The 25,741-nt window shown below is 38.3% G+C and carries 25 protein-coding genes; 20 read left to right on the top strand and 5 right to left on the bottom strand.

Annotated features, from left to right (window positions below; translation table 11 throughout):
* Positions 1-8: 8 nt before the first annotated feature.
* The 5 genes from ACZ5V8_RS11550 to ACZ5V8_RS11530 form a co-directional block, all read right to left on the bottom strand.
* Positions 9-470 carry a hypothetical protein gene (locus ACZ5V8_RS11550; RefSeq protein WP_464218849.1) on the bottom strand — a complete coding sequence of 154 codons (462 nt, stop codon included), beginning with the start codon at positions 468-470 and terminating at the stop codon, positions 9-11.
* A gap of 11 nt (positions 471-481) precedes the next feature.
* Positions 482-1,456: a hypothetical protein gene (locus ACZ5V8_RS11545; protein ID WP_464218848.1), complete on the bottom strand. Its 975-nt coding sequence runs from the start codon at positions 1,454-1,456 to the stop codon at positions 482-484.
* A 79-nt stretch (positions 1,457-1,535) separates the two neighbouring features.
* The gene (gene ssb / locus ACZ5V8_RS11540; protein ID WP_464218847.1) at positions 1,536-2,030 is read right to left on the bottom strand and encodes a single-stranded DNA-binding protein; all 495 of its coding nucleotides are present in this window, start codon (positions 2,028-2,030) and stop codon (positions 1,536-1,538) included.
* Between the two features lie 61 nt (positions 2,031-2,091).
* A complete protein-coding gene (locus tag ACZ5V8_RS11535) occupies positions 2,092-2,865 on the bottom strand; it encodes a hypothetical protein (protein WP_464218846.1) in 774 nt (257 codons plus the stop codon).
* Entirely contained in the window at positions 2,858-3,046 is a 189-nt protein-coding gene (locus ACZ5V8_RS11530) for a hypothetical protein (RefSeq protein ID WP_464218845.1), read from the bottom strand. Before ACZ5V8_RS11530 ends, ACZ5V8_RS11535 begins: the two co-directional genes overlap by 8 nt.
* 155 nt (positions 3,047-3,201) lie before the next feature.
* Here ACZ5V8_RS11530 and ACZ5V8_RS11525 point away from each other — a divergent pair, with 155 nt between their 5' ends.
* The 20 genes from ACZ5V8_RS11525 to ACZ5V8_RS11430 all read left to right on the top strand — a co-directional run bounded on the left by ACZ5V8_RS11525 (position 3,202) and on the right by ACZ5V8_RS11430 (position 25,561).
* Complete coding sequence (locus tag ACZ5V8_RS11525) at positions 3,202-6,327, top strand: hypothetical protein (RefSeq protein ID WP_464218844.1); 3,126 nt, start codon at positions 3,202-3,204, stop codon at positions 6,325-6,327.
* Between the two features lie 242 nt (positions 6,328-6,569).
* Complete coding sequence (locus ACZ5V8_RS11520) at positions 6,570-7,145, top strand: DotD/TraH family lipoprotein (protein ID WP_464218843.1); 576 nt, start codon at positions 6,570-6,572, stop codon at positions 7,143-7,145.
* A gap of 1 nt (position 7,146) precedes the next feature.
* Positions 7,147-8,037, top strand: a complete 891-nt coding sequence (locus ACZ5V8_RS11515) for a type IV secretory system conjugative DNA transfer family protein (RefSeq protein ID WP_464218842.1) — start codon at positions 7,147-7,149, stop codon at positions 8,035-8,037.
* Positions 8,038-8,096: 59 nt separating this feature from the next.
* Entirely contained in the window at positions 8,097-8,405 is a 309-nt protein-coding gene (locus tag ACZ5V8_RS11510) for a hypothetical protein (RefSeq protein WP_464218841.1), read from the top strand.
* Positions 8,390-9,571, top strand: coding sequence for a type IV pilus twitching motility protein PilT (locus ACZ5V8_RS11505; RefSeq protein WP_464218840.1), 1,182 nt, complete (start codon positions 8,390-8,392; stop codon positions 9,569-9,571). Before ACZ5V8_RS11510 ends, ACZ5V8_RS11505 begins: the two co-directional genes overlap by 16 nt.
* A complete protein-coding gene (locus tag ACZ5V8_RS11500) occupies positions 9,558-10,097 on the top strand; it encodes a hypothetical protein (protein WP_464218839.1) in 540 nt (179 codons plus the stop codon). The genes ACZ5V8_RS11505 and ACZ5V8_RS11500 overlap by 14 nt, the downstream gene beginning before the upstream one ends.
* A 58-nt stretch (positions 10,098-10,155) precedes the next feature.
* Entirely contained in the window at positions 10,156-11,223 is a 1,068-nt protein-coding gene (locus ACZ5V8_RS11495; RefSeq protein ID WP_464218838.1) for a hypothetical protein, read from the top strand.
* A 4-nt stretch (positions 11,224-11,227) separates the two neighbouring features.
* Entirely contained in the window at positions 11,228-12,298 is a 1,071-nt protein-coding gene (locus tag ACZ5V8_RS11490; RefSeq protein WP_464218837.1) for a hypothetical protein, read from the top strand.
* A 42-nt stretch (positions 12,299-12,340) separates the two neighbouring features.
* Positions 12,341-12,799, top strand: coding sequence for a hypothetical protein (locus ACZ5V8_RS11485; protein ID WP_464218836.1), 459 nt, complete (start codon positions 12,341-12,343; stop codon positions 12,797-12,799).
* Between the two features lie 9 nt (positions 12,800-12,808).
* Positions 12,809-13,114, top strand: a complete 306-nt coding sequence (locus tag ACZ5V8_RS11480; protein ID WP_464218835.1) for a hypothetical protein — start codon at positions 12,809-12,811, stop codon at positions 13,112-13,114.
* Entirely contained in the window at positions 13,107-13,439 is a 333-nt protein-coding gene (locus ACZ5V8_RS11475; protein ID WP_464218834.1) for a hypothetical protein, read from the top strand. The genes ACZ5V8_RS11480 and ACZ5V8_RS11475 overlap by 8 nt, the downstream gene beginning before the upstream one ends.
* A 29-nt stretch (positions 13,440-13,468) precedes the next feature.
* Positions 13,469-14,263, top strand: coding sequence for a hypothetical protein (locus tag ACZ5V8_RS11470; RefSeq protein ID WP_464218833.1), 795 nt, complete (start codon positions 13,469-13,471; stop codon positions 14,261-14,263).
* Positions 14,260-17,268, top strand: coding sequence for a conjugative transfer system coupling protein TraD (gene traD, locus ACZ5V8_RS11465; RefSeq protein WP_464218832.1), 3,009 nt, complete (start codon positions 14,260-14,262; stop codon positions 17,266-17,268). Before ACZ5V8_RS11470 ends, traD begins: the two co-directional genes overlap by 4 nt.
* Positions 17,261-17,884 carry a hypothetical protein gene (locus tag ACZ5V8_RS11460; protein WP_464218831.1) on the top strand — a complete coding sequence of 208 codons (624 nt, stop codon included), beginning with the start codon at positions 17,261-17,263 and terminating at the stop codon, positions 17,882-17,884. The genes traD and ACZ5V8_RS11460 overlap by 8 nt, the downstream gene beginning before the upstream one ends.
* Before the next feature lie 26 nt (positions 17,885-17,910).
* The gene (locus ACZ5V8_RS11455) at positions 17,911-18,699 is read left to right on the top strand and encodes a hypothetical protein (RefSeq protein ID WP_464218830.1); all 789 of its coding nucleotides are present in this window, start codon (positions 17,911-17,913) and stop codon (positions 18,697-18,699) included.
* Between the two features lie 155 nt (positions 18,700-18,854).
* Positions 18,855-19,427 carry a hypothetical protein gene (locus tag ACZ5V8_RS11450; protein ID WP_464218829.1) on the top strand — a complete coding sequence of 191 codons (573 nt, stop codon included), beginning with the start codon at positions 18,855-18,857 and terminating at the stop codon, positions 19,425-19,427.
* A 72-nt stretch (positions 19,428-19,499) separates the two neighbouring features.
* Positions 19,500-21,944 carry an ATP-binding protein gene (locus ACZ5V8_RS11445; RefSeq protein WP_464218828.1) on the top strand — a complete coding sequence of 815 codons (2,445 nt, stop codon included), beginning with the start codon at positions 19,500-19,502 and terminating at the stop codon, positions 21,942-21,944.
* Positions 21,945-21,989: 45 nt separating this feature from the next.
* Positions 21,990-24,251, top strand: coding sequence for a DNA topoisomerase 3 (locus ACZ5V8_RS11440; protein ID WP_464218827.1), 2,262 nt, complete (start codon positions 21,990-21,992; stop codon positions 24,249-24,251).
* Between the two features lie 9 nt (positions 24,252-24,260).
* Complete coding sequence (locus ACZ5V8_RS11435) at positions 24,261-24,827, top strand: restriction endonuclease (RefSeq protein WP_464218826.1); 567 nt, start codon at positions 24,261-24,263, stop codon at positions 24,825-24,827.
* Positions 24,828-24,931: 104 nt separating this feature from the next.
* Complete coding sequence (locus tag ACZ5V8_RS11430) at positions 24,932-25,561, top strand: hypothetical protein (protein ID WP_464218825.1); 630 nt, start codon at positions 24,932-24,934, stop codon at positions 25,559-25,561.
* The last annotated feature ends 180 nt before the right edge of the window (positions 25,562-25,741 follow it).

Below are 25,741 nucleotides of genomic sequence, written 5' to 3'. Positions count from 1 at the left end.
ACTATATTTTAAACATAGTATTTTTGATATAAGTAAAGTTTATTCTTACGCAATTTTTTTTGTCCGCTTATAACATCTTGAACTAGCGTATTTACCCAGAAGATAAGCATTAATGAATACCATAACCAGAATAATGCTAGAACAGCAGACCCAGCTAGAGCAAAGTCTGACAAAGCAGAGGCGCTTGAACCTCCATAAAAGAAAAGTACAATAATAGCAGTTGTCAGGCAAACAAACACTTTAATGCCTCGCTTAGTCTGGTCTTTCATCCATTCATCGTAAGCCTGTGCTTTTTTATAACGTTGCAATTCATCATGTGTGATCATTTGCTTAAAATGGTCAGGATTAGTTTTACAGATACTTAATAAGTTATCAACGCGATTTTTATCCTCTTCACGATGCTGTTGATTGATATCTTGTACTTGTTGTTCCTGATAAGTTCTTTCAAAAACTGACTGTGCTCTGTTCATTGTTTAATTCCTTACTTCTTGTCTGTCGCTTTGTACTGTGTAATGGATGTTACCAAGCGTCCAATAATTCTGGCTTTGTGTTCATCCGTGATGCTCTCCATGCGACCAAGAATTTCAATTCTGGTTGTATTCGCCGAGCTTTTACATAAACTAACTTCTATGATATAACCATCTGACAGTTCATACAAATGTTTTGTATTAGTATATGGGTCAAACCTTGGTGTTGTAACAATACTGATTGTGACATGATGCTGTGTATTCTGGCTGATAATAGCCTTCAGCTCATCCGCATGAAATGATTTTTGAATGCCCTGAACAGCGATAAACCCATGGGTTTTATTGCTTTGACTTGCCCTTAATTCATCGACTGATGCATATAGTGGGATCTGTTTAATATTATCATCATTACTGTTATCAAGCATATCATCACTGGTATTTACTTTAATCCCTGCCAGCAACAATGGGTCAATATCCAGTGCATGAGAAATGCTTGCTAGGGTATCAGCACGCATACTGCTCATTTTTCGTTTTATAATGCTGTGAAGCACCATTTTAGGTAATGCAGGATTTGCACGAATGCAATCCTCAATATTTTTATAGCCTTTCAGCATTAATGCTTTTTCAGTTGCATTTGACATGCGCTCAAGATGAGAGACAGGATCGAGTTTATTATATCGTGTATGATTGTTTTCAGGTAATGCGTCATAAATAGCATCAACGGCTGATTCGATATCTTTTTTAAGAATCTCACAGGGGTAGATAACTGCCTGAACAGGTATCATTAAATCCTGTGATAGAGCAATCATTTGATCACGGCTTAAATCATTGACCTTTTGGTTAACAATATCCTGCAAGAATTTTTTATCTAGCTGACTTTTTACAGCAAATTCCTCAATGGAAAGCTCGTTACGCATCAAATAGTTTCTGATTAAAGCAGAAAGATAAATAGGATAATGTGTTGTTGTATCTTTTTTGGTAATTACCATGTTTATTCCTGTGGACTCGGGCGGTTATTTTAGAGGTTGCTATAGCGTTTTACTTTTCAAAATAGGTTTCGAGTAAACACTAAAAAGGAACTTCATCACTGTCAAAGTTCTCAAGGTCATCAAGACTTGGCGCATGTCCTGTTGGTGTGTTTTGTTGAGGATTCTGCGCCTGAATAGGATTTGATGAAGGTGTGGCAACTGCTTGTGTCGCCACGGTGCTATCCGTATGAGCATGACCACCTAGCATTTGCATTTCGGTGGCCATGATTTCAGTACTATAACGATCCTGTCCGGTAACTTTATCTTGATATTTACTGGTTCTGATACGCCCTTCAATATACAGTAAGTCGCCTTTTTTTGTATATTGCGCAAGTGTTTCAGCCAACTTACCAAAGATGCTGACACGGTGCCACTCTGTATGCTCTATTAATTGACCGGTTTGACGATCCTTATAGCCATCATTTGTAGCAAGTCGAATATTTGCTGCCGCCATGCCTGAAGGCATATATCTTAATTCAGGATTTGCGCCCAATCTTCCTACCAGTGTTACTTTATTTACGGTACCTCTAGCCATGTTAGTCTCCTTAAATGTTGTCTTTATTTTTTATTGGTTCGTTTATTTTCTTCTAATGTTTTTAATAGTTGTAAACCGTAAGCTGACCACCAGAATCACCTTTGAGGCAGGGTTGATTAATCCAGTACTGCTCACCTGTTATGGCTTTTTTATTCTGCACAATCATGTATTGATCAAACTGTGTTTGTGCATAGTTGATATCAGCTTCATAGTTAAATGTTTTCAGTCTTTTTAATGCATTATCATAATACTGTCTGTTCTTTTTTACTAAATCACTTGAAGTTTCTCTTTTGGCATCGAACTCAGGTAACTTAGTGGTTAATACAGTGATCACATCATTAATCTCCTGCAAAATAGACTGTGCTTTCTTGATTTGCTCAACAGTTGGTCGAAATTTCAGTGCCTGACAATACTTCCAACCTTTTTTATAATCAAAGGGTGGTAGGAAATAGCTAAAATTATCACCATATTGATGATTGTAAAAGTCAGATACTGCATAGGGGTGCTGCTGATTAGCAACATAGTTGCCTTGGGCTTCAAAGCCTGCTTCCCACATTAAGAACTCTAAATAGGTAGCTGTTTGTGATTTTTCATTAGCATCGCCTAGAAAGCCCATCATATCAAGTTTATCAATGGTTAGTGGTGCATTATGTATTTCACTAACTCGTTGTGGCAGTGTTTTAATATAACTATTAGCTGCGCTCTGATTGTCTGGAACATCACCGCTGGAAAAAAGTTCACAGGGATCCCACGGTGGACCATCACAGTGATCAAACGCCTGAGCAAGTGATAGCATGCTTACTATCATTAGGCAGACCATCATCATTTTAGACATTGGGTGCCTCATGCAGGGTTTTAAGTTCGACCGTTTGACCTGAAGGTTTGATACCAATCATACGCTGATGCCTGGTTTGATCAATCATCTGATAGGCAACATTAATAGCAAATACTAAAAATAAAATTGTCAGTATCAAAGCCAGTCGCATTAATTTTTTATTCTGATGTTTCAGGTACATCGACTCATCACCACTTATTCAGTTATAGTGTTTATTATACCATCCAACAATAAAAATACAAATAACTATACATGTATATAAATAAGAAAATAGTTGAAACGAATCAGAAATACACATAGTATAAAATTAAGACTCATTTAAGCATTTATATTTTTATGGAAGCACTATTTAAACAACTCAAGCAAATTTTTAAAGCAGATATGAATCTGTTAGATACAACCAAATTACAAGCTCCCGTTTATGGTGAAAATGAAGACTATGAAGCACTTTTGTGTGATCATGGAGAATTATCAACAACCATTGAACTGCATGGCTATAGCTCTATCATTAGCTCAAGCGAATCTATGCAGAATATTCAGTACATAGTTGATCAGTTAAGTAATTTTTTTGCCTCTGAAGACAGTCGGCTGATTGTGAGCTTTGTCAATGATCCAGATGATCACAGTTATTTTGATCTGGCGGTTAATTATTATGATAAATGTGCAGATCGTCTTAATTTGAATGTGCATGATATTCATCGGCAGGATGCAGAAACGTTAAAACGAATAACACGTAGTGATCGCATGTTATTAACGATTGAAACAGGTGAGGGTGTATTAGATGTGCTTAATGCTAAGGAAGCTAATGTTGAACGTAACCGCTATGTTGCAAAGCTGTTAAATCAGATTGGTTTTCAGGGCGATATGAAAACAGCGCTTAAGCAAAAACACTATGGGCAGAATCCACTGAGCTTTAATCGCGCGGTGATGCGTTATCATCAGGATACCCTTAAATCAGTCATTGCGACATTAAATGCAATTAATGGGTTTAAATTCCATGTGCATACGGCAAAAGAGACATTGCAGTTTTATCGCAGTATCCTTAACCGACATGCCACAAGAGAGTGGTCACCTGTTACCTATGACAGCAAAGGTGAACAATCAGTTAATCTGGTACAGATGCGTATTGATGAAAGTGTGGACAAGAACAGCTTGTCAGGTTATTTACTACCACCTTTATTAACTCAGATTATTGGCGATGATATGAAACTCGATGAACAGGGCATTATGTCATTTAATGGTTTTCACTATCAATCAATGAGTGTTGAAGTTCCTCAAAATATATTAACCAGTTTTAAGTCACTACTGAACAAAACCCTGCATCTACCCTATTTAATGAACTGGCATTTAACGGCCAGCACAAAAGCGGTTAATGCACTGTTGGCACGTGCATCGATGATTGGTATGGCGGGTATTATACCAGGACCAAATAACTGTAATCGTATCAAAGATGATGGTGCTGTGATTGAGGCAGTGCGTAAGCGTGAATCAGAGCCACTGGCTATTTATCGCTTGTCAATTTTAACCTGGCATCAGGATAAAGAAGTATTAAGAACACAAAGTTCTAATTTACGTAAAATGGTCGAAGATTGGGGAACACAGAGCCTGAAGATTGAAAAAGCCATGCCACATCAGTCAATGATGGAGAGTTTACCATCAATTGCTGAGCCAGCCATTCATAAAGGCATGGCCTGTTGTGTATATGATGCTTTTGTTCAGATGCCTTGGCAGCGTTTTCGCTCACCATGGTCAGATGGTCTAATTAATTTCATTAATGCTGAGGATTATTCTGTTTATCCCTTTGATCCGGGTGAGAAACAGAAAAGCTTTCCAAGGGTTATTGCGATAGGACCTCCTGGGACTGGTAAAACTTTTTTAAATGCCTCTGTGCTTCATGCCACATTATTCAGGGAACCCTATCGACAGTTACCACTGACAGGTGTTGTTACTATTGGTTATGATGGTCAATTATTTGCTAACTCGATTCGTGATGCGTTACCAGAGGATAAAAAGCATCTGGTATTTTACGATGAGCCGCAGTTGAATGAAGAGTTTGCCGTTAATATATTCGACTTGCCTTATGGTGCCAGACATCCCAGTAATGCGCAGCGTGCCAGTATTGTCAATTTTATGGATCAGTGTGCTGCTGATCTTGGGCAATCGAGCTTTGGTCGTGATTTTTCATCCTTGTTGGATGAAATTGTCATAGAAGCCTATCAATATTTTAGTGATCAATCTGATCATCCCAAGCTTTGGACACAAGGCATGGATAATGAAGTGGATTCTGCTTTGCTTCAAAATGGCTTTGATTATCACAAACTACGTAACTATAACTGGTGGGAACTGTTTGATTATTTTCATGATAAAGACGATTTTAGAATGGCGTATCGCTGTCAACAGCAGGCCATGCCAACCATTAAAGAGTTACCCGATGTATTGTCTGAGTCTAAGAGTATCATCGATAGCGCCAGAAAAATAAAAAGTGGTCAGGGTGTAGCATTGCTTGATATATTTATCAATAAAATTAAGTTGATCTGCACGAAATATCCCAATGCGGTCATTACAACACGTTACAACATTGAAGGGGCTAGAATACATATATTGGATTTGCAGTATGTGTGTGGCAAACAGGATGAGGATAAATCCAGTGAAGAGACAGAGGAAGAACGTCAGGCTTCAGTGATGTATATGCTTTATGTGAATATTTTTCGCAACAAGTTTAATATTCATAAAAACATGCAGGCATTTAAATCAGATCTGAGTATTGGTGAGAAATACCATGCTTATCATGAAAAACTGATTAAAGCAGAGGCGGGGATTCCAAAGATTGTTCGGGTGTATGAAAAGCATCGTTCTAAAAAAGCTAAGAATTTTAATAAAGACTTAGCACGTGATGTTCGAGAAGGACGTAAATATGGTTATGACTTTGGTGGTGATAGTCAGTTACTTGAAGATTGGGATATAGCACTCGTCAGACAGATGGGGTGTGTATTCATTTCTTCGATGGGTGAGTCAGAAGATGAGCAAAACACTTATCGTAAATATCTGGGATTTAATGAAACACACTTTACTTTAGCGAAACGGCATTTGCGTGGCAGGCATGATAAATATGGCCAACCGTTTTTACTGGTGGTTCAGGATATAGACGGGGAAAGTGGACGCTTCATTGTTCCGGTATACTATCTTGCTTCAACGAATAAGCTATGGGCATTTAAAACAGATGAAGTAGACTATATCTTTAAGCAGCGACTTGAAGAAAAACTGGCAGGCATTAGTAAACAACCTGTGCATCATGCACGTTTAATCTTATCCAATCAGTTTCCTTCCAGTTCAATTCAACGCTCTCGTGAGCGACTTATCAGCTCAGGTGAAGCAGATGATAATGATCAAGCAGATGATATTTTATTAAAAAATTGTATTAATGCTTATTATGAATTAATTGAGACTGAATTGCCTGCTTAAATCCAGGTACTACATTACATTTATTTACTTTTTTACCCTCATATTTTTCTTAATTTATCCTTTGCTTCTCTGATTTTTTCTCTTATTTCAACCGCTAGGTAAAAAAAATTAAATTATTTTCACTTTCACCCCACTTTAGGGGGGTAGGTTGCCCCTGAAACTCAGGCAATATAGTGCTCAACACAGATAATTACGTATGAATTGACAGGTTATGTTCATTCAACTAATTTCAGGAGAGCCAAGTGAAAAAACTAAAGCAATTAAGAGAAATTAAAGAAGTAACGAATAGAAAAAAGCTAAAAAAAATAAAGAAAATTAACAAAGTAGTGCTTCAGTCAACTGTTGCTGTATTGTCATTTGGCACGTTAATGTTATCAGGATGTGCCGCGAATCAAGTAGCCACGCCACCAAGGTCGAATGAGCCATTATATGCATTGGATACCGTGGCTGTTCAGACCAGTCAGAATATTCAGACATTAACTGAAATAAAAACCGCTGAACTTCATAAAACTGCTGACGCTAAACAGTGGCAGAGCTTTATGTTTAATCTGCAATCGATTCCTGTGAACTTTGAGCAAAAGACAACTTTTCATTTCGTAGGAACTGCTGAGGAAGCCTTAAAAGGTATTGCTGATCTGGCAGGGTATCAGGCGAGTTTCGTTGGCAATCCACCAGCACAGCCGATTATGGTCACGCTTGATCTTAAAAACCAGCCATTGGTTGAGGGATTAAGGGATTTGAATGCACAGCTGAACAATAAAGCGATTATTCAACTGGCGCCAACGGCAAAACTCGTCACTATGAGCTTTGGAGCTTGATATGAGATTATTTGGCAAGTTTTATCTGTATGTCTCCAGTGCATTAATTTTTAGTCAATGCTTTGCGCAGGCCGATGATTTATATAATACAACCGTATTGCACGATAATGGCCAGACTCAGATTAGTCATGATGCCTACAGCGTCATGCTTAATGCAAGCTCAAACGGGAATCAGGAGAATTTACCCTCAGCAAGAGATATGGGGATTAAAAGTAACGCGCTTCGATCAGGACAACAATATGGCTATGCCGATCAACTTCAGTACTTACAAAAGCACATTTTACAAGAAGGTAATGCATTGGATAAGATTTTTAATTTTACATGGCTGTTAAGCTATGCCAGCGAAGGCTCCCCTGTTGTTAATGTTCTGCCTCCGGTGATTTTAAAATCTAACAATTATGTGCAGGGTGATTACCAGGGTAAGTCAATTACCATTTCAGATCAGTATTACCAGTTATATGCCAATGCGCGTTTAGTTACCGTTGTTCCCAGCTGGCGAAGTTATTTAATTCACCCTGTCAGTGCTCCAGAGAAAATTGCTTCATGGCTATTACCGCATGACAGTAGTGAACAGCTGGTATGGAAAGACGCTTTTAATGCCGGGTGGGGGCTGGGTGTTAAGCAGGCTAATCAGGAAATGAATTATAGGATTAGCCTACTTAACCGAGATTTTAACGGAATGCTGACCTATTTGCGCTTATATGCAGAAAATAAGGTATCCAGTCCATTTATTGCTTATAGCCAGAACAGTGTTTCAGCAAATATCAGTAAAACAGAAATGAGCGTGAATAATCATATTTATCGTATTACTACGCCAGCACAGCTAAACAGTAACCCGATTGACTGGGAATTTAAGCCACAGGGGGATTTAAGTGCCATTAGTAAGCCTTAAACCAATATTAAAAAATGAATACTAAAGTTAACCAACCATGACAAAGGATAAAGCAGATAATGAACCTTAAAAGTAATGAAAAAGGTAAAAAGAGCAAAAACATAAACGAAAGTAAGGTTGAAAAAGTTGCTCAAGAAAAACGCGCACATGATGAAGCCTCATTGCTTGAATGTGAGGGTGATACACAAAATGTAACAAATGCTGAACAGCCCGTCGAAAATGTTAAAACAATTGAAATTGACAGACGTACAGCAACTATGCTGGTGAATCATGTTCGTGAAAACCTGAGCTTTTATCCAAAAGTTGTGATTATCGATGAAGATGATGAGTCAAACGCGGGTGAGGATCAAGAATGCAAGAATCACTAGCTCCAGAGACAACATCTCAAGATCACGCAGGCAGTGATGTAACACCTGCATTTGAGCTACAACAGTATGAGATTACTCATAAAGATAAGTTTGATGCGTTGATAGCGCATTATACAAATCTTGGCGTATCTGATTTTATGATTGGATCAAGGCGAGCGATAAAAGCAAAGTTGCATGGTAGGAATATCTTTATTACTGAGTTTAGTGTTACAGATCAACAGACATCTGAAATTGCAGAACAGATTTATAAGGGAAGGGGATTGTCTGCTGAGTTGTTTGGTAAAGGCTTGCCATGCTCTTACAGCTTTAGACATAAGAACGAACAGTATCGTTATCGGGTGAATATTGTCAGAGAGTATAATGGTGTTTTTATTGTTATGCGACCGATTGATTCAGTGCCGCCAAAATGGTCTGATTTGGATTTGGAGCCTGAAATTCTTGAGGCTTATGTTAAGTTGTTAACTTCAACTAACAATGAAATTATGGGCTCCGCCCTGCTGTTTGCGGGTGAAACAGGTTCAGGCAAATCATCTTCTATTGCCTCAATGAATCGTTATATTTTTGAAGAGTCGCCATTGAGGGAGCAGGGGTTGAACTTTTACACTGCTGAGTCACCACTTGAGTATCTTTATACTGAAATTGATGAGGGAACCTCAGCGATTGCGCAAATGGAAGTTCCAAAAAACACTGAGAAGTTTTCAGGTGCTATTTATGAAATGCTGCGCATGGACCCTGATGTCATCATGGTTGGTGAGACACGTGATTATGAAACCCTGGATGCTATGATTCAAGCCTCAGAAACAGGTCATGTTGTCATTACAACCATTCATGCTAACAGTGTATCTCAGGTCGTTAATCGCATGCTTGGCATGATTCCAGATCATTTAAGGACTCAAGGGGAAATCAAAAAAGTTTTAAGTTTATTGGGAATTGTTGTCTTCCAGAAACTATTACGTCGTAAAGAGGTTGATGCTTCCCAGAAAAGAGGGGGTCGAGTAGCTGTGCGTGAGTATCTAATTTTTACTGAAGAAGTGCAAAACTACTTGCTTGATCATATGGATGATCTGACAAGAGCTACTCAGTATTGTGTTGAAACCTATGGGCGCAGCTATCAGCAGCACTTTAATCAACTTGCAGAGGAAGGAGTAATTGATGTCCATCACTGATTTCATGAATTTGCGTAATGCCTTATTGATTTTATCATCAGTCATCGGTGTTTTTTTACTTGTTAGCGCAGTCATTAAAGGCTATGACGCATCACAAGGTAAATCAGAATACCGCTTTTCTCAAATTATGGTAATGGTATTTATCGGTATTATGTTAATTCAGTTATCAAATTACATGGACATGAGTTCACGTACTGTCTTTGGTGCCAGTGCTTATACATTACAGGCTGCGGATCCGTGGACTGTAGGCGGTAATGTTCAGAGTGTGCTTCAACAACTTAATTTGGGCATTGATGACACCACACAGATTTCTAAAGCTTTTGCATTGATTATACAGATTATCAAGCTCATTGGAGTGGTCGTTTTTATACGTAGCATGGTGTTGTGGTATGCCCTTGCCTGTGCAAAGACAAAGCATACACCGGGCACCATTATTGGGCTGATGATTGCAGGGGTTCTCTTATGGAATATTGGTGAGGTTATTACGTTGATATCTGGTTGGCTCGGTCATCCGATAAATATTTAAGGTAAATAAGTACAAACTTAAAAGCAGTAAAGCTAAGAATAAAGAGGTTAAAAAGGTCATGATGAAGAAATTACTGGTTAAGTCATTACTGGGGTTGTCACTGGCGGGTGCTATGACTCAGGCTAATGCAACAGGTTGGCCAACGGTTGACATTGCCAGTCTGACAGCATTATTTCAGCAAGCGCAACAGGCGGTTGAGTTCTTTAATGAAGAAATCAAAATGTTTGGTAATCAGCTCAATGCAGGTATTCAGGGTGTTTCATATGAAGTGGATACCATGAATAATGGTTTTGCTAATTCAATTATACGCAATGAGCAGACACAAAACAGCATTTATAATCAAAAACTCGCTATGCAGATGCAGCCTTCACCTGATGCTTGTGCCAGCTATTCCATCTCAGACGCACTAAATGATGCTACATGCAGTCTATTAAGCAGCGTATCTTCACGCAGTGCTAAACGCGCCAGTGATTTACTTAATCGAAATACCACATTATCCGCTGAGGCCAGTGGTGAGAAAAATGCAAGAGATATTATTGAAGAAGCACGCAGTCTTAATGCTGATCAGTTACACAGTGATGCCGAAGGTAATAAAGATGCGATTAGCCCCCGCGTTTTACGAGCTGATTTGTTAATGGGATCGCAGGGCGATACATTTGATAAAGACAATATGAAGGCAACCAGCACTTTCAACAATATTATTGTTGGACCTGGTGTCATTGAAGCGCCAAGTACTAAAAATGCCAGCGATCAATTGGCTTATGTCAACAATTACCTACGCCCCAATGCAATACGTGCATTGGCTGCATCCAGTTTGGATACCATTAGAAGTTTACGTGTTGGTCAGAATGACAACCCTAAAAACCCATCGGTGATGCAATTGTTGCAGAAATTCGCAGACAGTCACTTTGGCACACCTGAGGGTGATCAATGGTTGAAGCAGATTACAAATACCCAGAAAGATGCTGCTGATTTCATGTCTGACTCAGCAGTATTGCGTTCCCTTACACAGATGCAGGCTTATGAAAACTATATTTCAGTGATGAGCTTTCAGTCGCAACTACGTCAGGAAATGATTCAGGCGGCGATGCTTACGCTAACTAATAAACAAGTTTATGGAGAATAAACCCATGAGTAAATTTAAAAAGATGCTTAGTGAACCTGAACAGGGTGAAGATGTTGAAGATATACAGGAGGCAAATAATGAAGATATTACTGAGTCAGAAGAGAGCGAAGCAGCATCAGATACTGACTTAAATGAGTATGAGGATGCCAGTGAGGTAGAAGCAGTTGAAAAAAAACCTAAAAGGGATGAGAAAAGGTCACAGATTGCCGCATCACGAAAACGTAAAGAGAGTAATGCCAAGCAAAGTGTAGATCAGGCAATGTCATATCCTCAGAAAGAAACGCAAAAAACGCAAAAAACGCAAAAAATGCAAAAAGCAAAGCTAAGTGAACATGTCACACTGCTTGCTGCTATTGGGGCTGTTGTGTTTTCAGCTTTAGCAGTTTTTAGCAATAACAGCCTGAGTACAAAGCAATATAACACAACTACGCAAGGGTTATGGAAAGCACAAAAAGGGCAATTTGCTGTTTTGCGCAGTGAATCTTCTGATGCCTTAACACAGCTAAATGACAAGTTAACTGCACTGGATGCAACGCAAAGCGATATTAAAGCAGCGATGAAAAGGCTGAATGAGAATGTGCAGACATTAAATAAAAATCTGAATCAGGTACAGGAAAACATGCTTGGGCAGATGAAGCAAATTGGCACGCCAGATTTATCGAAAATTGAATCAGCTATTTCAGCGATGAACACCGACAAAGGTGATGTTACTGTCAGACAGCAATCTCACCCACAAGATAAGCAGGCACAGCATCTTGAGGAAACACAGATTGTTGATAATGAAAATAATGAAAATAAAGAAAATGAGAAAAATAAGACAGATAAAAAAAATAGAGAATCAACGTCAGATCTAAAAGGCGAAAAGTTGAGTACACAAAATAAAACTAAGGTAGTCAACGATGCCAAGCACACGGTTTTATATCTGGGTAACACTCCTAATGGTGCTGTCATTAAACTTGATGATGAGTATCTGACTGTTCAGGTTGGACAAAAAACAGTTGTGGGCACAGTAACGCTCATCAGTAATAAGCAAATTGTGATTGGCAATGCCAGTTACGTTTATCAGGCAGGGTGAATACGCTGCATTAATTATCCATTAATCAACGAGGAGAAATCAATGAAACATAAAAGTAAAAAAAATCGAGCAATTAGACAAAACAAATTAGGCAGTCATAGTAGCCACATTATACGCTGTGCATTAAAAACGCTATTTGGCGGGTTGTTATTAGGTTCCCCATTACTAGCACTTGCTGCGGACACGAATGGTACTATATTTGACTGGTTAACTTCAATCTTAAGTGTTGCTGATGCTGGCAAGTTAAAAACGACCATATTTGTTGGCATGGCAGTGGTTGGAACCTTTCTGCTAGTGTATGTCGGGTTATATGGGTTTTATAGAAGAACCCGTGCAAGAGCCGGAGATCAGGAAGCTCCGTCATTTAAATCATGTATGTCTGGACTTATTTTCGGAATTATCTTAATTGCAGCCTCACCGTTTATTAATATGGCGGGGAAAACAGTTGGTGTTGATAATGCCGCTCAGAAAGCCTCCAATGGCGACGTTCAGTTTAACTAAGGATTGGTTATGGAGCAGGCATTACGATTTAGGGGACGGGATATGGCGCTTAAGCCGCGTATATTCAGTCGCGTTGACCCAATCCTGATTGTGCCATTAATGGCCATTCTGATTTTTCATTTTGCCATCATTCAATTTTTAATGTTGATTGTGATGTTCGTTATTGTGGTTAGTGATGTTGCTGGTGTTTCACCTGCTGAGTTCTGGCGAATGCTTGTTAGAAGAACAAGGGCAAACCATAACGTTGTTATCTGTCGCACTAGTGCGAGATCACGTTATAAAAATCTGTTAAATAAGGGGATTATCCGTGAATAAGATTTTTTTCGCATCTATGCCATTATTATTTGGTATGGCAATGTTTAACAATAGCAATGCAGCATCCTGTAAATTTGATGTGCCTGATATTAAAACAGATGTCTGTAAAGATTTAAATTTAAATAACAAAGTGCAAGATAATCCATTTTTTCTTACAAATAGTAATGGTTCATGTGGTAATGGTCTGCACTTACCAGGATTGTCTGATCTTGATTTGAATAATCCGTTAGGTAAATACTCTAATGGGAGCTTTTGCGATATGGCGCTTAATGCTCTAAGTGGCAATGAGGTTGCAGACAAAATCAAAGAATTGGTTGGGCTGTAATAATGCGTGGGCTTAAGCTGGTTTCAATCATGGCAATATCTGTATTGTTGTTACAGCAGACTAAAGCATTTCCCACTATCGATGTATTGAAAGTGGAGCAGCGTGTTCAGGATAGTTTGAAGGATGCCAGTCAGCATAATGAAAAAATGAAAGCATCAGGCAATATTCTTTCAGGTGATATTAACGGTAGCGCGATGTTGACAGATGTTATGAATAATGACTTTGCAAATGCCATTGTCAGAGATCAACAGACAGCGAATACTGTTTTTAATACTGACTTAAAACAACAGTCTACTCCAGTAGATACCTGTGCGGATCTTTCTGTCAGTGATACATTGAATCAGTTAACTTGTAATGCGCTGAATGCAACCTCACAAGAATCAGAAAACTTTATTTCTGATTTAACTCAGCCAATTAAAGTAGGCCATGATCATGTGACTGACTCCATCACTGACCCAATGACAGTTACAGTGGAAACAGCACCGAAGCTATTGAATAACGCACAAGCCAAAGATCAATTACCGGTGCTAAGAGAGCAAGCTTTTAAATCAACTGCCAATAGCGCAATGAAAGCAAGCACCGAAGATCAAAAAAATATTTATAACACGCTGAGTAATTCAGCTATTGACAGTTTTAGTACAGATTCACTTAAAGGTATTACTGAGTCAACAACACGCGCTTATGTCATTAGAAAACTTGCCGTAATGAAGGCTAAAGAAATTTATGCGCTACTGTTGAATTATAAGCACCAACTACAAAAGGAGCAGGTGTTGGCAAGCCGCCTTCTTCAGCTTAATGGTAAGCGTTTAGGGAGTCAGTTATGAGTAAAGCTAGTCGGGTCTCAAAAACAGGTGAGCTACATCCCGTATTAAGTCGCGTTTCAGCTGTATTACTCTACGTTATTGATGTAGTGGATTACTTGATAAGACCACTTATTTGGATAGCTGATGTTATTAATGCTTTTTTTCATAAAATCAATATGATTGAAGTCACAAAGAATATTGATAACCGTTTTACACCCCTGTTCTTTTTTGATCTTGTTGCAGGCTTGTTTTTATGGGCGTGCGGTTTACTGATTAGCTGCGATGTCATGCTACTACCTTTTGACGCATTCAGTCATGCGATATTTGTGATGGTGATTTTTTTCTGGGGATTTTTATTTATCCGTAAAGGAGCTAAAGGTTGGATTTATCAGCATCGACTGAGTTTTATTGCACCTGAAACGATGACCAACAGTCAACTTCCAGTTGCTCAAAATAAAAAATCAGCTAAAGGATATGATTTATTCATGGGAACAGGTTTTCGTTGGAGTGCTATGCATCGTCAACGACTTTATACCTACGTTCAGTATGAAGCCAAAAGTAAATGGGCTAACAAGCTTCTTTCTGAGTATATGCACAGAGAATTTATTGAGCGCCATTTTGAACATCTACAGTCTGAATGTTCTAATTTTGACAAACTGATGACGCGCTTAGGTTTTCCGCTTATCCCTGATATGGCTGGTATTCCGGCTTATCATTCATTAAATAGCACGCCAGAAAAAAGAGTTTATGCAACTGAAGCCGATCGCAAAAGCCATGGATTTATTCTGGGCACGACAGGCGCTGGGAAAACAGTTGGTATGACATCACAGATGGTGTCAGATATTAAAAAAGGGCGACTGGTTATATATGAAGATCCGAAGGGTGATTTAGATGCCATGATTAATATGTTTTGTGCTGCTTATGATTGCGGTCGGCTAGATGATATTATGATCATACACCTCGGTCAGCATGATGTTTCAGCGAAAGCTAATCTTTTTGGTAATTATAGCGATGTCAGTCAAGTTGCAGGGCGCATGACTAGCAGCATGTCAGAAAAAAATGCCAATCCATTTACAGATTCAGCCTGGCAGGCAATTCACCAGACAGCTAAAGCACTGGATGAAATAGGGATTCGCCCTGATCCTGCATCTCTTCAATTTTATGTTGCTCGACCTTTAGAATTGTTAAGACGATATTGTGAATCTATTTATCCTGAGCGCTATCCTGAATTTAAAGAGGAGGTGGGGAATCGAACAGAAGCCATTCTCGCTGAAAGAGAACTCAATGAAAAAGCAAAACCCATTACGGAAATTCAAGCACGTAATGCGGCTATTGTTGAATTTGTGCGCAACAAGATGGATGAGCTAACTGATGAGACATCTGGTATTGAGATTGATCACATTGATATGGTCAATCGTATCGATTTTGAATTATTTATTGTATCTCAAAAAGATCAACAGCATCGTGACAAGATGATTAATAACGTATTTCCTTTATTCAGCAAAATCAATGGTACAAAACAGATGAGAATTTTCTCATATTATGATCGTGACCGCATTGTTGAAGCAGGTAATCGTTATAAGCAGCTTAAAGAATACAATGTGAGAGAAATTTTAGATAACCCTAAGCGCAATGCCATTGTTTATATAGGTATTAGTTCACTATCCAACAAAGTGTTATCTGCAACGATCGTTAGAAGTGTGCTGGCAGATTTAACGAATTATGCTGGTCAAATGAACGATCAGGGACGTAAAGTTGGCAAAAATGGTGAGGGTGTTTTTTTATTCATTGATGAGACGGCAGAGGTTGCAAATGATGAATTTATCCAGCTACTAAACAAAGCGCGTGGTACGGGTTTCCGCATCTCCTGGGCAACGCAAACGTTGAAAGATTTAGCAACTGCTTTTGGTGGTGATAAACTTAAAGCATCGCAAGTCATTGCTAATTCACAGGGGTGGAAGTTAATCTTCAGAATTAAAGAGGAAAACGATGCTAAAATGCTTTGCGAGAGCTTTGATTCTATCATGGTAGCCTCCTCAACTCAGGATAGTGGAGTGACTGATACAAGTGGGCATGGCTTCAGATCATCTAATAGAGACTCACTAAATACAGAGAGGGTAAGTCTGTTAACGCCTGAACTTCTAATGTCTTTGCCAAATGGGCATGCCATATTTATTAATGCGGCAAATAAGGCATACAAAGTTAGATTTCCTATTTTAAAGCCAGATAACCCTGATTTTGCACGAGATATATTGCCTGATGATTTCCTTAAAGATGATATTAATCATCCAGAGACCAAGATCATACGTGACATTATGAAACGTGTTAATTTTGTTGATATAGATACTGAAAAAGCACAAGAGATACTTGACACGCCCATCGGTGGTCATGTTAAGCAAACTAATGATGATGACACTAAAAATAACAGCGCTTTAAACTCACAAAAAACTCAAAGTAAAACGACACCGGACAATAAGCATTCATCAGCAGAAAATAAAACACATCCAAATTCAGAAACTTCTGAGAAAACAAGTGAAAGTGAGGCAGGCAACAAACAAGACGACCATACCGATATAGTATTAAACCCTGCTCAGCTTGAAAAATGGTTACGATTTTCATTACGTGAAATTAACGGGAAACCATATCGATTATTTTATAGCTCAACTCCGAAAGAAGGCATCTACATCACTGTTGATTTCTGGGAGTACTTCTGTAAGCGCGAGAAAATTGACACAGATGTTGATTCAGTAATAGAAAAAGCAATGCAGATGGGTGTGATCGACCATACCGTATATGCCTGTCAATCCAGTAACAATAGTTCTGAGCAATTTGAAAAAGTTTGTTTTTACTACACTAGTGCCTTCAAGAGCAATGCTATCTACCAGCCATTAAGCGCTACGATTCGCAGCATTCAAATCATAAAACCAACCAACACAGTTAACCAAATAAATAAAGATACGACAGACAAAGAAGATAAAAAAGATAAGAAAAATAAAAAAAGTAAAGAAGAGGTTAGTCATGGATAAGATTATTAAACTTGAAGTTGTCTCTAACCAGACCAAACGACTCTTTGATAGTCGCATAGCTGATAAAAGACGTGTTTTTATTGCGCTGGCAAAACTCAGTCGATTGAACCATATGGCATCAAGAGGTGATATTAATGCCTACATTATGCTTTTTGAGTTGCTTGGCGATATGATGCGCATAGCTAAATTTTACAAAAAGCACATTAACCTTTTAACAAAAATCAATAAAGCGCATAAACCACCTCTTAAGTGGCAGCCAAAGCCACAGGCAAACTATGATCTGATGGTAAACAATTCAATCTGTTTTCAGTATGCCACGCTTATTGTTCTGTTAGATATGGTTTATGTACAGTTTGAATACACAAAACTGACGGGTGTATTTAAAAGCAGTACTTTCAAGGGACAGAAAGAAAATAAATACATGAGGTCTATCCATAAAGTCACCAACAGAATATGTCAGTTGAATTTGAATGATTTGCCTGTTGCTAATCTGGAGCGCCAAAAAGAAGTCATGCCTTTAGCTTTAGCAAATAATCTGTTGCCACAACTACCCATTAAGGCAATAGCAGATTATCAGGCAGCAATCAATTTAGTTGGCGTTAATGAAGTTAAATAACCTGTAAATAATAGAAGGAGAAACGCATGAAAAATGAAATGATCAATAATCAAGAAATCGTATTGTCTACTGTTGCTAATTTGTATTGGCAAGAATTGGTAGATCATTTTTTTGGTGAAAAGAATCAGGTAATTAGAAGTTTGAATAAAAAGCTCAATCAGCTTTGTGAAGATGCCAGCAAAGGTAATTTATTTGCTATTGCGCTTTTAAAGAACTTCATTAAAAAATGCCCAACACGTGAGCGAGCTTATACGGGGACACAAACTTATCGTAACTTAAGTAACTCACTTAAAAACATGGCGTTGGTTCGACCTAAACGTATGATCAAACTGGGTATAACCTATGACAATAAACTGATCTCACTGTTTTTAAGACAGATTTACCGTTTTAATCTGCCTTTATCGGTGATTAAAAGCGGTGTGTACTATGGGCGCATTACTCAGGCAGAAGCTAAAAAAGAAATTACGAAGATCCTTGCGCCAATGCAGGAGATTGGCAGTCAATGTATGCGCTATGGCAAGGTTCATCAAAGCATAACCGCAGAAGATTTTGCTGCGCGAAGTGAGACGTTTATTGAGGCAAATAATCAATTTGAATCTGTCCTAAAACTTAATATTACTGATGACATATATGATGGGGTCTATCACCACAGTATGTTGGATATTGACTATGCACATAAAAAGCTTGATGAACCAAAACTTAGCACTAATGGTGAGTGTGATGAGACCAGTTCGGATAATGCTGAATCCTCAATATCTGAAAACCCTGATGATGCGGGAAAAGTTGAAACTGTAGAGCTAGAGGCATCAGCATAAAAATCTTTAATCAGAGGCATTTCATTAGAAGACATTTAATAAAAAATTCTGATCAGCGTAAAAGTATTAAATTTATAACCATTAAGGGTGGAGAGACTGATCAGAACTACCAAAAACACCCTTAGCAATACAAGAATAAGGATAGTATTATGTTAATGAAAAAAATAATAAATTTTTCAATTTTGTCATTGATTGGTGTTACGTCTGCTTATGCATCGGTGCCATGCATGAGTGGTGGATGTGAGCCATTACCCTATGATGGTAAAAACTTCCCAAGCGTGCCTGAAAGAAGCTACGCAACTATGGCATTGAGAATTGAAAATGCATCAGGGAGTAAATATTATGTAACGACTGAAAATACTGAAACTGCTTCAGTGGTTGATTATAAAAACACAATTGCTTATGGTCTCAATCAGGTTATTTACCCTGATTCTAACAATAATATTATTGATGCGGGGTTTAGATTTTTGGGATCCTTTACTGAGGCTTATAGTGGCAAGCCAATGGAAGTGAAATTCACGCCAAATGATCAGGTGTTTTTAAGTTTTTACGATCCAGTTAAACACAAAGCATGTGCTTTCTCAGTTTATTCCAAGTCAGGGACCCCTGATAAATTATTTACTTCTAATGACTCAAATCTTACTGCTACCATTAAAATGGTACAGAAGCCAAGGACATTTGTACCGCAAGAATATACAGCAGTAGTTTTAACCTTTAAAGGTTGTTAGTTAGATATACATTCAAAAAATACGCCGCAGTATCATGTTGTGGCGTTAAATAAATCTTCAAGGAGAGCTAAAATGTTGATGAGAGCAAAAAACAAGTACGCAATCATAGAGATACATAATAGTCTTGATGATATGAATAAAAACATTTCGCTATCTCGACAGGAGAGTGAGACAAAAGAGCGAATTGATTTTGATGTACACGCTAATATCATCCATGATTTGATTTACTCGCAAAATGGCACCGTTGCTACGGCGATTCGTGAGCTGGTTATGAATGCAATTGATGCAGGCAGTAAGAAATGTGAGATTGTAGTCAGTAGAGCAGGTTTTAGCGTTAGAGATTGGGGTAAAGGTTTTGAGAGCGAAGAAAGCATTAAAACCTATTTTAAGAACTTTGGGGAGCCGCATCAGGAAGGGGATGCCGTATTTGGGCGCTTTAGAATTGGTCGTGGGCAAATTATGGCATTTGGTGAGGTAACGTGGACATCAAAGTTTTATGCTATGCACGTGGATACGCGTAAAAATGGATTTAGCTTTGAATTTCAAAAGCATGAGGATATTCAATGGGATGGCTGTCGTGTAGATGGTAAATTTTACCAGTCATTGAGTGAAATAGATGTGTATGCGATCAAAGATGATCTGAAAAACTTCCTGTCTTTTTGTGATATCGAGCTTATCTTTAATGGTGATAGGCTCAATATTCCTTTAGATTCCCAGCAGTGGGACATTGAAGATGATGAGGTACTCATTCAGTGGAAAAAATCAAATGGCATGAGAATATATAGTCAGGGTGTTTTCGTTAAATCATTGGATGCCTATTACTATGGCGTTGAGGGTATTGTTGTCACCAAGAAAGCGCTTAAACTGAATATGGCACGCAATGAAATCTCTGATACTGATCCATTGTGGCGAAAGATTGCTCAGCATATTTCTGATAAGGCGAAAGAACAAGCGAGCAAGAGTGGTAAAACCTCTCGTGTAGATACTGCGACAAGGCGTAGTTTGATACGATTGTTTAAATGTGGTGAGCTGGATAATAATGATGTGCTCGATGTTTCATTGCTTAAAGATTGTCGTGGTCATTCAATATCTATTCGATCAATGTTGCATAACATATTAAAACTAACGGTTTCACCCGAATCGGGTTCACGTGTAGCAGAGTCAATTGCTTCAAGACGATTAGCACAGGTATTAGACCATGATGTGCTTGACGAATTTGATGTTGATAGTATCCATGAGCTTATAGAAACCATTGCAGTCACACTTTTAACTTACTACGATGTTAGAAGGCGCATTATTGCTGAGCTTGAAAGTAAAGACATTGTTTCATTTAATGAAATAGCATCAAATCTGGTTGATGAAAGTTTAATACACCCTAAATCAGATTATACCTCAAGAGAAGCGGCAGCACGCAATGCCATCTGGCATGGCTCAAAATTAATGGCAAGAGAACTTTCAAAAATCAGTGATGCTAACATTACTGCTAGACGAATCCTGCTTGGCGTTAGTGATGTTGCTGATGGATGGACAAATGGCTCTGATACTATCGTTATTGCAAAACATATGCTTAAGTATCTTGATACGCTATCACGATCAGGTGGGTTTCAAATTGCTTATCTGTTATTGCATGAGTATCTGCATACAGATAATGACAGTCAATCACACCATCATGATTATCAATTTATGAGTGCTTTTCATGATATTACCAGTAATCCACGCCATGATATTATTGGAATGGTTGCGATGGGGATGTATACCTATTATCTTAATCAGCTTTCGGTAAAATCATTACCACTACCTAAAAAAATACAGCGTGAATTTAATTATCCTGTTGTGAATGAGCTACAGAAATTTACGATTTACCTAAAAGATAAAGCGCCTAATAGTTTTCTTAAAAAGCTCTTTAGCATGCTTGATATAAGTTATAGCAGATCAGGAGTCAATATTGTTATTTATGAGCCACGCCATCAAAGTCATAATTATTCGTACCGAAGCACTATTTTTCAGTTGCTTAAAAAGCACTATGATTTAAAAGATATTAAATTTTATCACGCGACAATTAAGGAATGGGATAAAGCACATCAACGTTATCAGAATGAAATCGCTAAGGCATTAACAGATTATTTGAAAATATCTGATGTTAACTGGTGTGAGCGTGTTGTTGATGCTAGAGATATTACACAGCTTCTGACTGTGTTGAGTGATTCAGATAGTACAGGATTATGTTATACGCAGCACAAGTATGTTGGTTACAACCTTAATACATTTAATGCCAAGGTTAATTATAACCATGCGATTAATAATGGTTTTGAAGATAGAAGCTGGGACAATAAAAATCTCCATGAGCATGATGATGTAAAAGATTATGCCCAAAGTGAAACAGGAAGGCTTAATTATGCTAAGCAGGTGATCAAGCACGCATTTTGGGGGTTAAATGATACTAACGAAAGGCAGATGCTAGCAGATATGCTATTCAGTGAAAAGGGTAAAGAGCATCTGGCGGGTCTTTTGAGTTAAAAAGATAGGAAAGGTATAAAAGACAGATATGAAATGGAGTAAAACATGAGAGTATTTATAGCAGAAAAACCCTCTCAGGGCAGAGATATTGCCAGAGTGCTGGGCTGTAATAGTAAATCAGAAGGTTACTTATCAAGTCACAGTGACATAGTTACCTGGGGATTTGGTCATTTATTACAACCTGCTGACCCAGAGAAATATGATGAGAGATATAAAAATTGGAATCTGGCAGATTTGCCGATTATTCCTGAAAGGTGGAAGTTATCACCTAATCCTAAATCAAAAGCACAGCTTGCTGTAGTTAAGGGTCTGATTGCCAAGGCAAGTGAAGTGGTGATTGCAACAGATGCTGATCGCGAAGGTGAGTTAATTGCAAGATTAATCCTTGGTAATGCCCGATATAATGGACCCCTTAAACGGTTATGGTTGTCTGCATTAGATGATAGTTCAATTAAAAAAGCACTCAGTCATCTGAAAGAGGGCAGTGAGACGGAGAACCTTTTCTGGGCAGGGCTTGGCAGACAACGAGCTGACTGGTTATGTGGCATGTCATACTCAAGAGCAAGCACACTTGTTTTTGGTGACAGCAGCAATGTGTTTTCAGTAGGGCGGGTTCAGACGCCAACATTACGCCTCATTGTTGAACGTGATATTGAAATTGAAAACTTTAAACCAAAGCCTTACTACATCATAAAAGCCAAATTTGATCAGGTAGAGTGTGACTGGGTAGTTCCTGATTTTCTTAAGGGTGATGAAGAGGGGCGTTGCCTTGATCGAGGATTTGCAGAAGCAGTGGTTGAGAAATGTATTAAGCAGCCTGGTACTGTCAAGACATGTGAAACAAAGAAGAAAGAACAGGCAGCACCATTGCCATTATCCCTTTCAGAGCTACAGAAGATTGCTAATAAAAAACATGGATATGACGCTAAGAGTATTTTAAATGCAGCGCAAGCACTTTATGAAACACATAAAGCAACTACTTATCCACGCACTGATTGTGGTTATTTGCCTTTATCTCAATTTGGCGAAACAGCACAGATTTTAGGGCACCTTAATCAACTGGGTTACAGTGAACTTGTTCAGCACTGTGATGTACAGTATAAATCGCGTTGCTGGAATGATAAAAAAGTCAGTGAATCATCGCACCATGCCATTATTCCTACCAATAGTGCTCAGGTCAATAAATCCAATATGACTCAGATTGAAGCCAATGTTTACGATATTATTGTTCGCTATTATCTGGCACAGTTTATGGGTAAATACGTTTTTAATGAAACAGTGATTGAAATCATCTGTGAAGATGAGCTTTTCAAAACAAAAGGTATTGTCCCAGTTGAGCAGGGTTGGAAGCGAGCGATTCAAAAACATTCTGATAAAGATCAAGATAAAAAAGGCAAAGATAGTATTGAAAAAGAATTGCCTGTGGTTGAGGTCGATGAGCCATTAAACTGTGATGAGATTAATATTCATGACAAAATGACAACGCCACCATCACATTACACAGATGCCACGTTGATTTCAGCGATGAAAAACTGTGGTCGTCAGGTAGATGATCAGGATGCCAAAAAGATGTTGGCTGAAGTTCAAGGTATAGGTACTGAAGCCACGCGTGCAGATATTATTGAAACACTAAAGCAAAGAAGCTATGTCAAAGTTGATGGTAAATATATCATCTCGACCTCTAAGGGACGTGAAATTATTAAACAATTACCTGATGCATTAACAAATATTGTGATTACCGCAGATTGGGAGCAGAAGCTTAGTGAGATTGCTAAAGGCAGAGAGACTTATCAGAATTTTATTGAAGGTATTCAGACAAGCCTGCATCAAAACATTGATGTTATTCGCTCAATGGATGGTAAGGTCGAAAAAGTCATCGCCAATCCATGTCCACAATGTGGTAAGTCGATGATTAAACACAAGTCTAAGCAAGGCAAAGGTTACTGGTGGGGATGCTCAGGTTATAAAGAAGGTTGTGACACTAAAATGGATGACTATAGAGGCTCACCTAAAGCGAAAGCTGCTGTCGTTACCTCTGATATTCAATGCCCGGAATGCAATAGCCATCCATTGGTTTTAAGAACAGGCAAGCAGAAGCGTAAGTTCTGGGCGTGTAGTGGCTATCCTGAGTGCAAAGCAATCTACTCCGACAGCCATGGTAAACCACAGTTTGAAAAAATAGCATCTGAAAAAGCTGATAAGCCTTGCCCTAAATGTGGCAGTGATTTATATATTCGACAGGGTAAAAAAGGTAAGTTCCTAGGCTGTTCAGCTTATCCAAAATGTAAGCACCTTGAATCAGCATAGGGAGCAGTTATGGAAATCAATGTAATTATTAATCATAGGCCTGCAAGTTATTTACAGCATAAGATGCAAAGGTTTTGCGACAAACTCATTGAAAATGTCTGGCTTAATTTTATTGTGCGCAAGCACATTCATAATCGTAATATCAGACAAGCTAGAAGAATTATGAAACTCTTAAACAAAGCTGATTTTAGAAATTCTGCACCACGATTTTTTAGCTATACCCGCAAGATTGATCCCCTAGTATTTGAAGAGTTGCTTTTATACTGTTTTGCCATGCGTAGATTTAAAATCAAACGCAATCCAAGATACACAGGTGATGGGGGATTTGATGGCTATGTCAAACTGAGTGGTTTTTGGTGGCCAGTTCAGGCAAAGAGATACCATAGTCACATTAATCCAGCGCACGTTGAAGATTTTAGCAAAACGATAGCCAGAAAAGGCTATTCAAAAGGGCTTTTTATTCATACGGGCAAGACTGGTGGACAATCATATAAGTCTATGCGTAGCAATGAGCGTGATATTCTATTAGTTAGCGGTTATAAATTGCATACATTTATTACTCATTGCCTTGGATGAAACAAAAATCAGGACTCACAGACGAGTTTTGCTGACTATATTCATGCTTATGGTATGATACCGCATAAGTAATAATGATAACGCAACAAACAAGAGCTGTAATAATGATCATTCAAATAATCCTTTATGTTTACCTGATTGGTGCAGGTATTACGCTAATCAGAGAAATTATTTACTCGATTAATCACATGATGAATATTTACAAACTTAGAAAATCAGACCCTGGCATAGGTAATCGCCTACCGATGTTTTTTTTAAATATCAAACGTCCACTCTTATGGTTTTACTACCTGATCAAAAACCCGATTGAATTTACCAGTGAAATTGTTTTTGGTATTCAGAGCTTCAAGCTGATACCTGCACTTGAGAATAAAAAATGGTATCGTAAATTGATACTTCGTGTGCCTGAACCAGAAGCGTTTACTGTTAAAAGTATTGTGGTTGGTGTGACAAAACCTATTGAATCTAATTTTGGAGAGGTTAACTACTCTCAAGCTTATGTTGCCTATCAGGGAGATCAGGTGGTTGCTTATACTAATACTTACCTTGGCAAGGGCGTAACACCCAATGCTTATAGCATCTCAATGGGTGAATATATCCGATTGATCAAATCCGGTAAGTTGAAGCCTAAATCAACCGACATTGAAGAGCTGTACACGGCGTTAAACGCGTGTACAGATGAAAACCTAGACTTTACCTGTCACAAGGTTGCCGTTAAGGATAATATTCTGTAGGGCACGCCATGTACGCCGGTTTATGTGAAATCTGTTTAAATGCTATAAAAATACCACACCCCAAAGGCCATAATAACTACTGGAAATGTTGCAGCAAGACGAAACCAAAATATCCAGCTTTGCCGGTAATAAGATGTGATGCTTATACAGTAAATGTCACTCAGATAAAGGATAATACGG

The organism is Cysteiniphilum sp. GTC20157, from assembly GCF_055396795.1.
This window is presented reverse-complemented; position numbering and strand designations above follow the sequence as displayed.

What these genes read in the sequence shown, in the direction of transcription:
- ACZ5V8_RS11550 (WP_464218849.1), bottom strand. Translation starts at nt 470, where the DNA reads ATGAACAGAGCACAGTCAGTTTTTGAAAGAACTTATCAGGAACAACAA.
- ACZ5V8_RS11545 (WP_464218848.1), bottom strand. Translation starts at nt 1,456, where the DNA reads ATGGTAATTACCAAAAAAGATACAACAACACATTATCCTATTTATCTT.
- ssb (WP_464218847.1), bottom strand. Translation starts at nt 2,030, where the DNA reads ATGGCTAGAGGTACCGTAAATAAAGTAACACTGGTAGGAAGATTGGGC.
- ACZ5V8_RS11535 (WP_464218846.1), bottom strand. Translation starts at nt 2,865, where the DNA reads ATGTCTAAAATGATGATGGTCTGCCTAATGATAGTAAGCATGCTATCA.
- ACZ5V8_RS11530 (WP_464218845.1), bottom strand. Translation starts at nt 3,046, where the DNA reads ATGTACCTGAAACATCAGAATAAAAAATTAATGCGACTGGCTTTGATA.
- ACZ5V8_RS11525 (WP_464218844.1), top strand. Translation starts at nt 3,202, where the DNA reads ATGGAAGCACTATTTAAACAACTCAAGCAAATTTTTAAAGCAGATATG.
- ACZ5V8_RS11515 (WP_464218842.1), top strand. Translation starts at nt 7,147, where the DNA reads ATGAGATTATTTGGCAAGTTTTATCTGTATGTCTCCAGTGCATTAATT.
- ACZ5V8_RS11510 (WP_464218841.1), top strand. Translation starts at nt 8,097, where the DNA reads ATGAACCTTAAAAGTAATGAAAAAGGTAAAAAGAGCAAAAACATAAAC.
- ACZ5V8_RS11505 (WP_464218840.1), top strand. Translation starts at nt 8,390, where the DNA reads ATGCAAGAATCACTAGCTCCAGAGACAACATCTCAAGATCACGCAGGC.
- ACZ5V8_RS11500 (WP_464218839.1), top strand. Translation starts at nt 9,558, where the DNA reads ATGTCCATCACTGATTTCATGAATTTGCGTAATGCCTTATTGATTTTA.
- ACZ5V8_RS11495 (WP_464218838.1), top strand. Translation starts at nt 10,156, where the DNA reads ATGATGAAGAAATTACTGGTTAAGTCATTACTGGGGTTGTCACTGGCG.
- ACZ5V8_RS11490 (WP_464218837.1), top strand. Translation starts at nt 11,228, where the DNA reads ATGAGTAAATTTAAAAAGATGCTTAGTGAACCTGAACAGGGTGAAGAT.
- ACZ5V8_RS11485 (WP_464218836.1), top strand. Translation starts at nt 12,341, where the DNA reads ATGAAACATAAAAGTAAAAAAAATCGAGCAATTAGACAAAACAAATTA.
- ACZ5V8_RS11480 (WP_464218835.1), top strand. Translation starts at nt 12,809, where the DNA reads ATGGAGCAGGCATTACGATTTAGGGGACGGGATATGGCGCTTAAGCCG.
- ACZ5V8_RS11470 (WP_464218833.1), top strand. Translation starts at nt 13,469, where the DNA reads ATGGCAATATCTGTATTGTTGTTACAGCAGACTAAAGCATTTCCCACT.
- traD (WP_464218832.1), top strand. Translation starts at nt 14,260, where the DNA reads ATGAGTAAAGCTAGTCGGGTCTCAAAAACAGGTGAGCTACATCCCGTA.
- ACZ5V8_RS11460 (WP_464218831.1), top strand. Translation starts at nt 17,261, where the DNA reads ATGGATAAGATTATTAAACTTGAAGTTGTCTCTAACCAGACCAAACGA.
- ACZ5V8_RS11455 (WP_464218830.1), top strand. Translation starts at nt 17,911, where the DNA reads ATGAAAAATGAAATGATCAATAATCAAGAAATCGTATTGTCTACTGTT.
- ACZ5V8_RS11450 (WP_464218829.1), top strand. Translation starts at nt 18,855, where the DNA reads ATGAAAAAAATAATAAATTTTTCAATTTTGTCATTGATTGGTGTTACG.
- ACZ5V8_RS11445 (WP_464218828.1), top strand. Translation starts at nt 19,500, where the DNA reads ATGTTGATGAGAGCAAAAAACAAGTACGCAATCATAGAGATACATAAT.
- ACZ5V8_RS11440 (WP_464218827.1), top strand. Translation starts at nt 21,990, where the DNA reads ATGAGAGTATTTATAGCAGAAAAACCCTCTCAGGGCAGAGATATTGCC.
- ACZ5V8_RS11435 (WP_464218826.1), top strand. Translation starts at nt 24,261, where the DNA reads ATGGAAATCAATGTAATTATTAATCATAGGCCTGCAAGTTATTTACAG.
- ACZ5V8_RS11430 (WP_464218825.1), top strand. Translation starts at nt 24,932, where the DNA reads ATGATCATTCAAATAATCCTTTATGTTTACCTGATTGGTGCAGGTATT.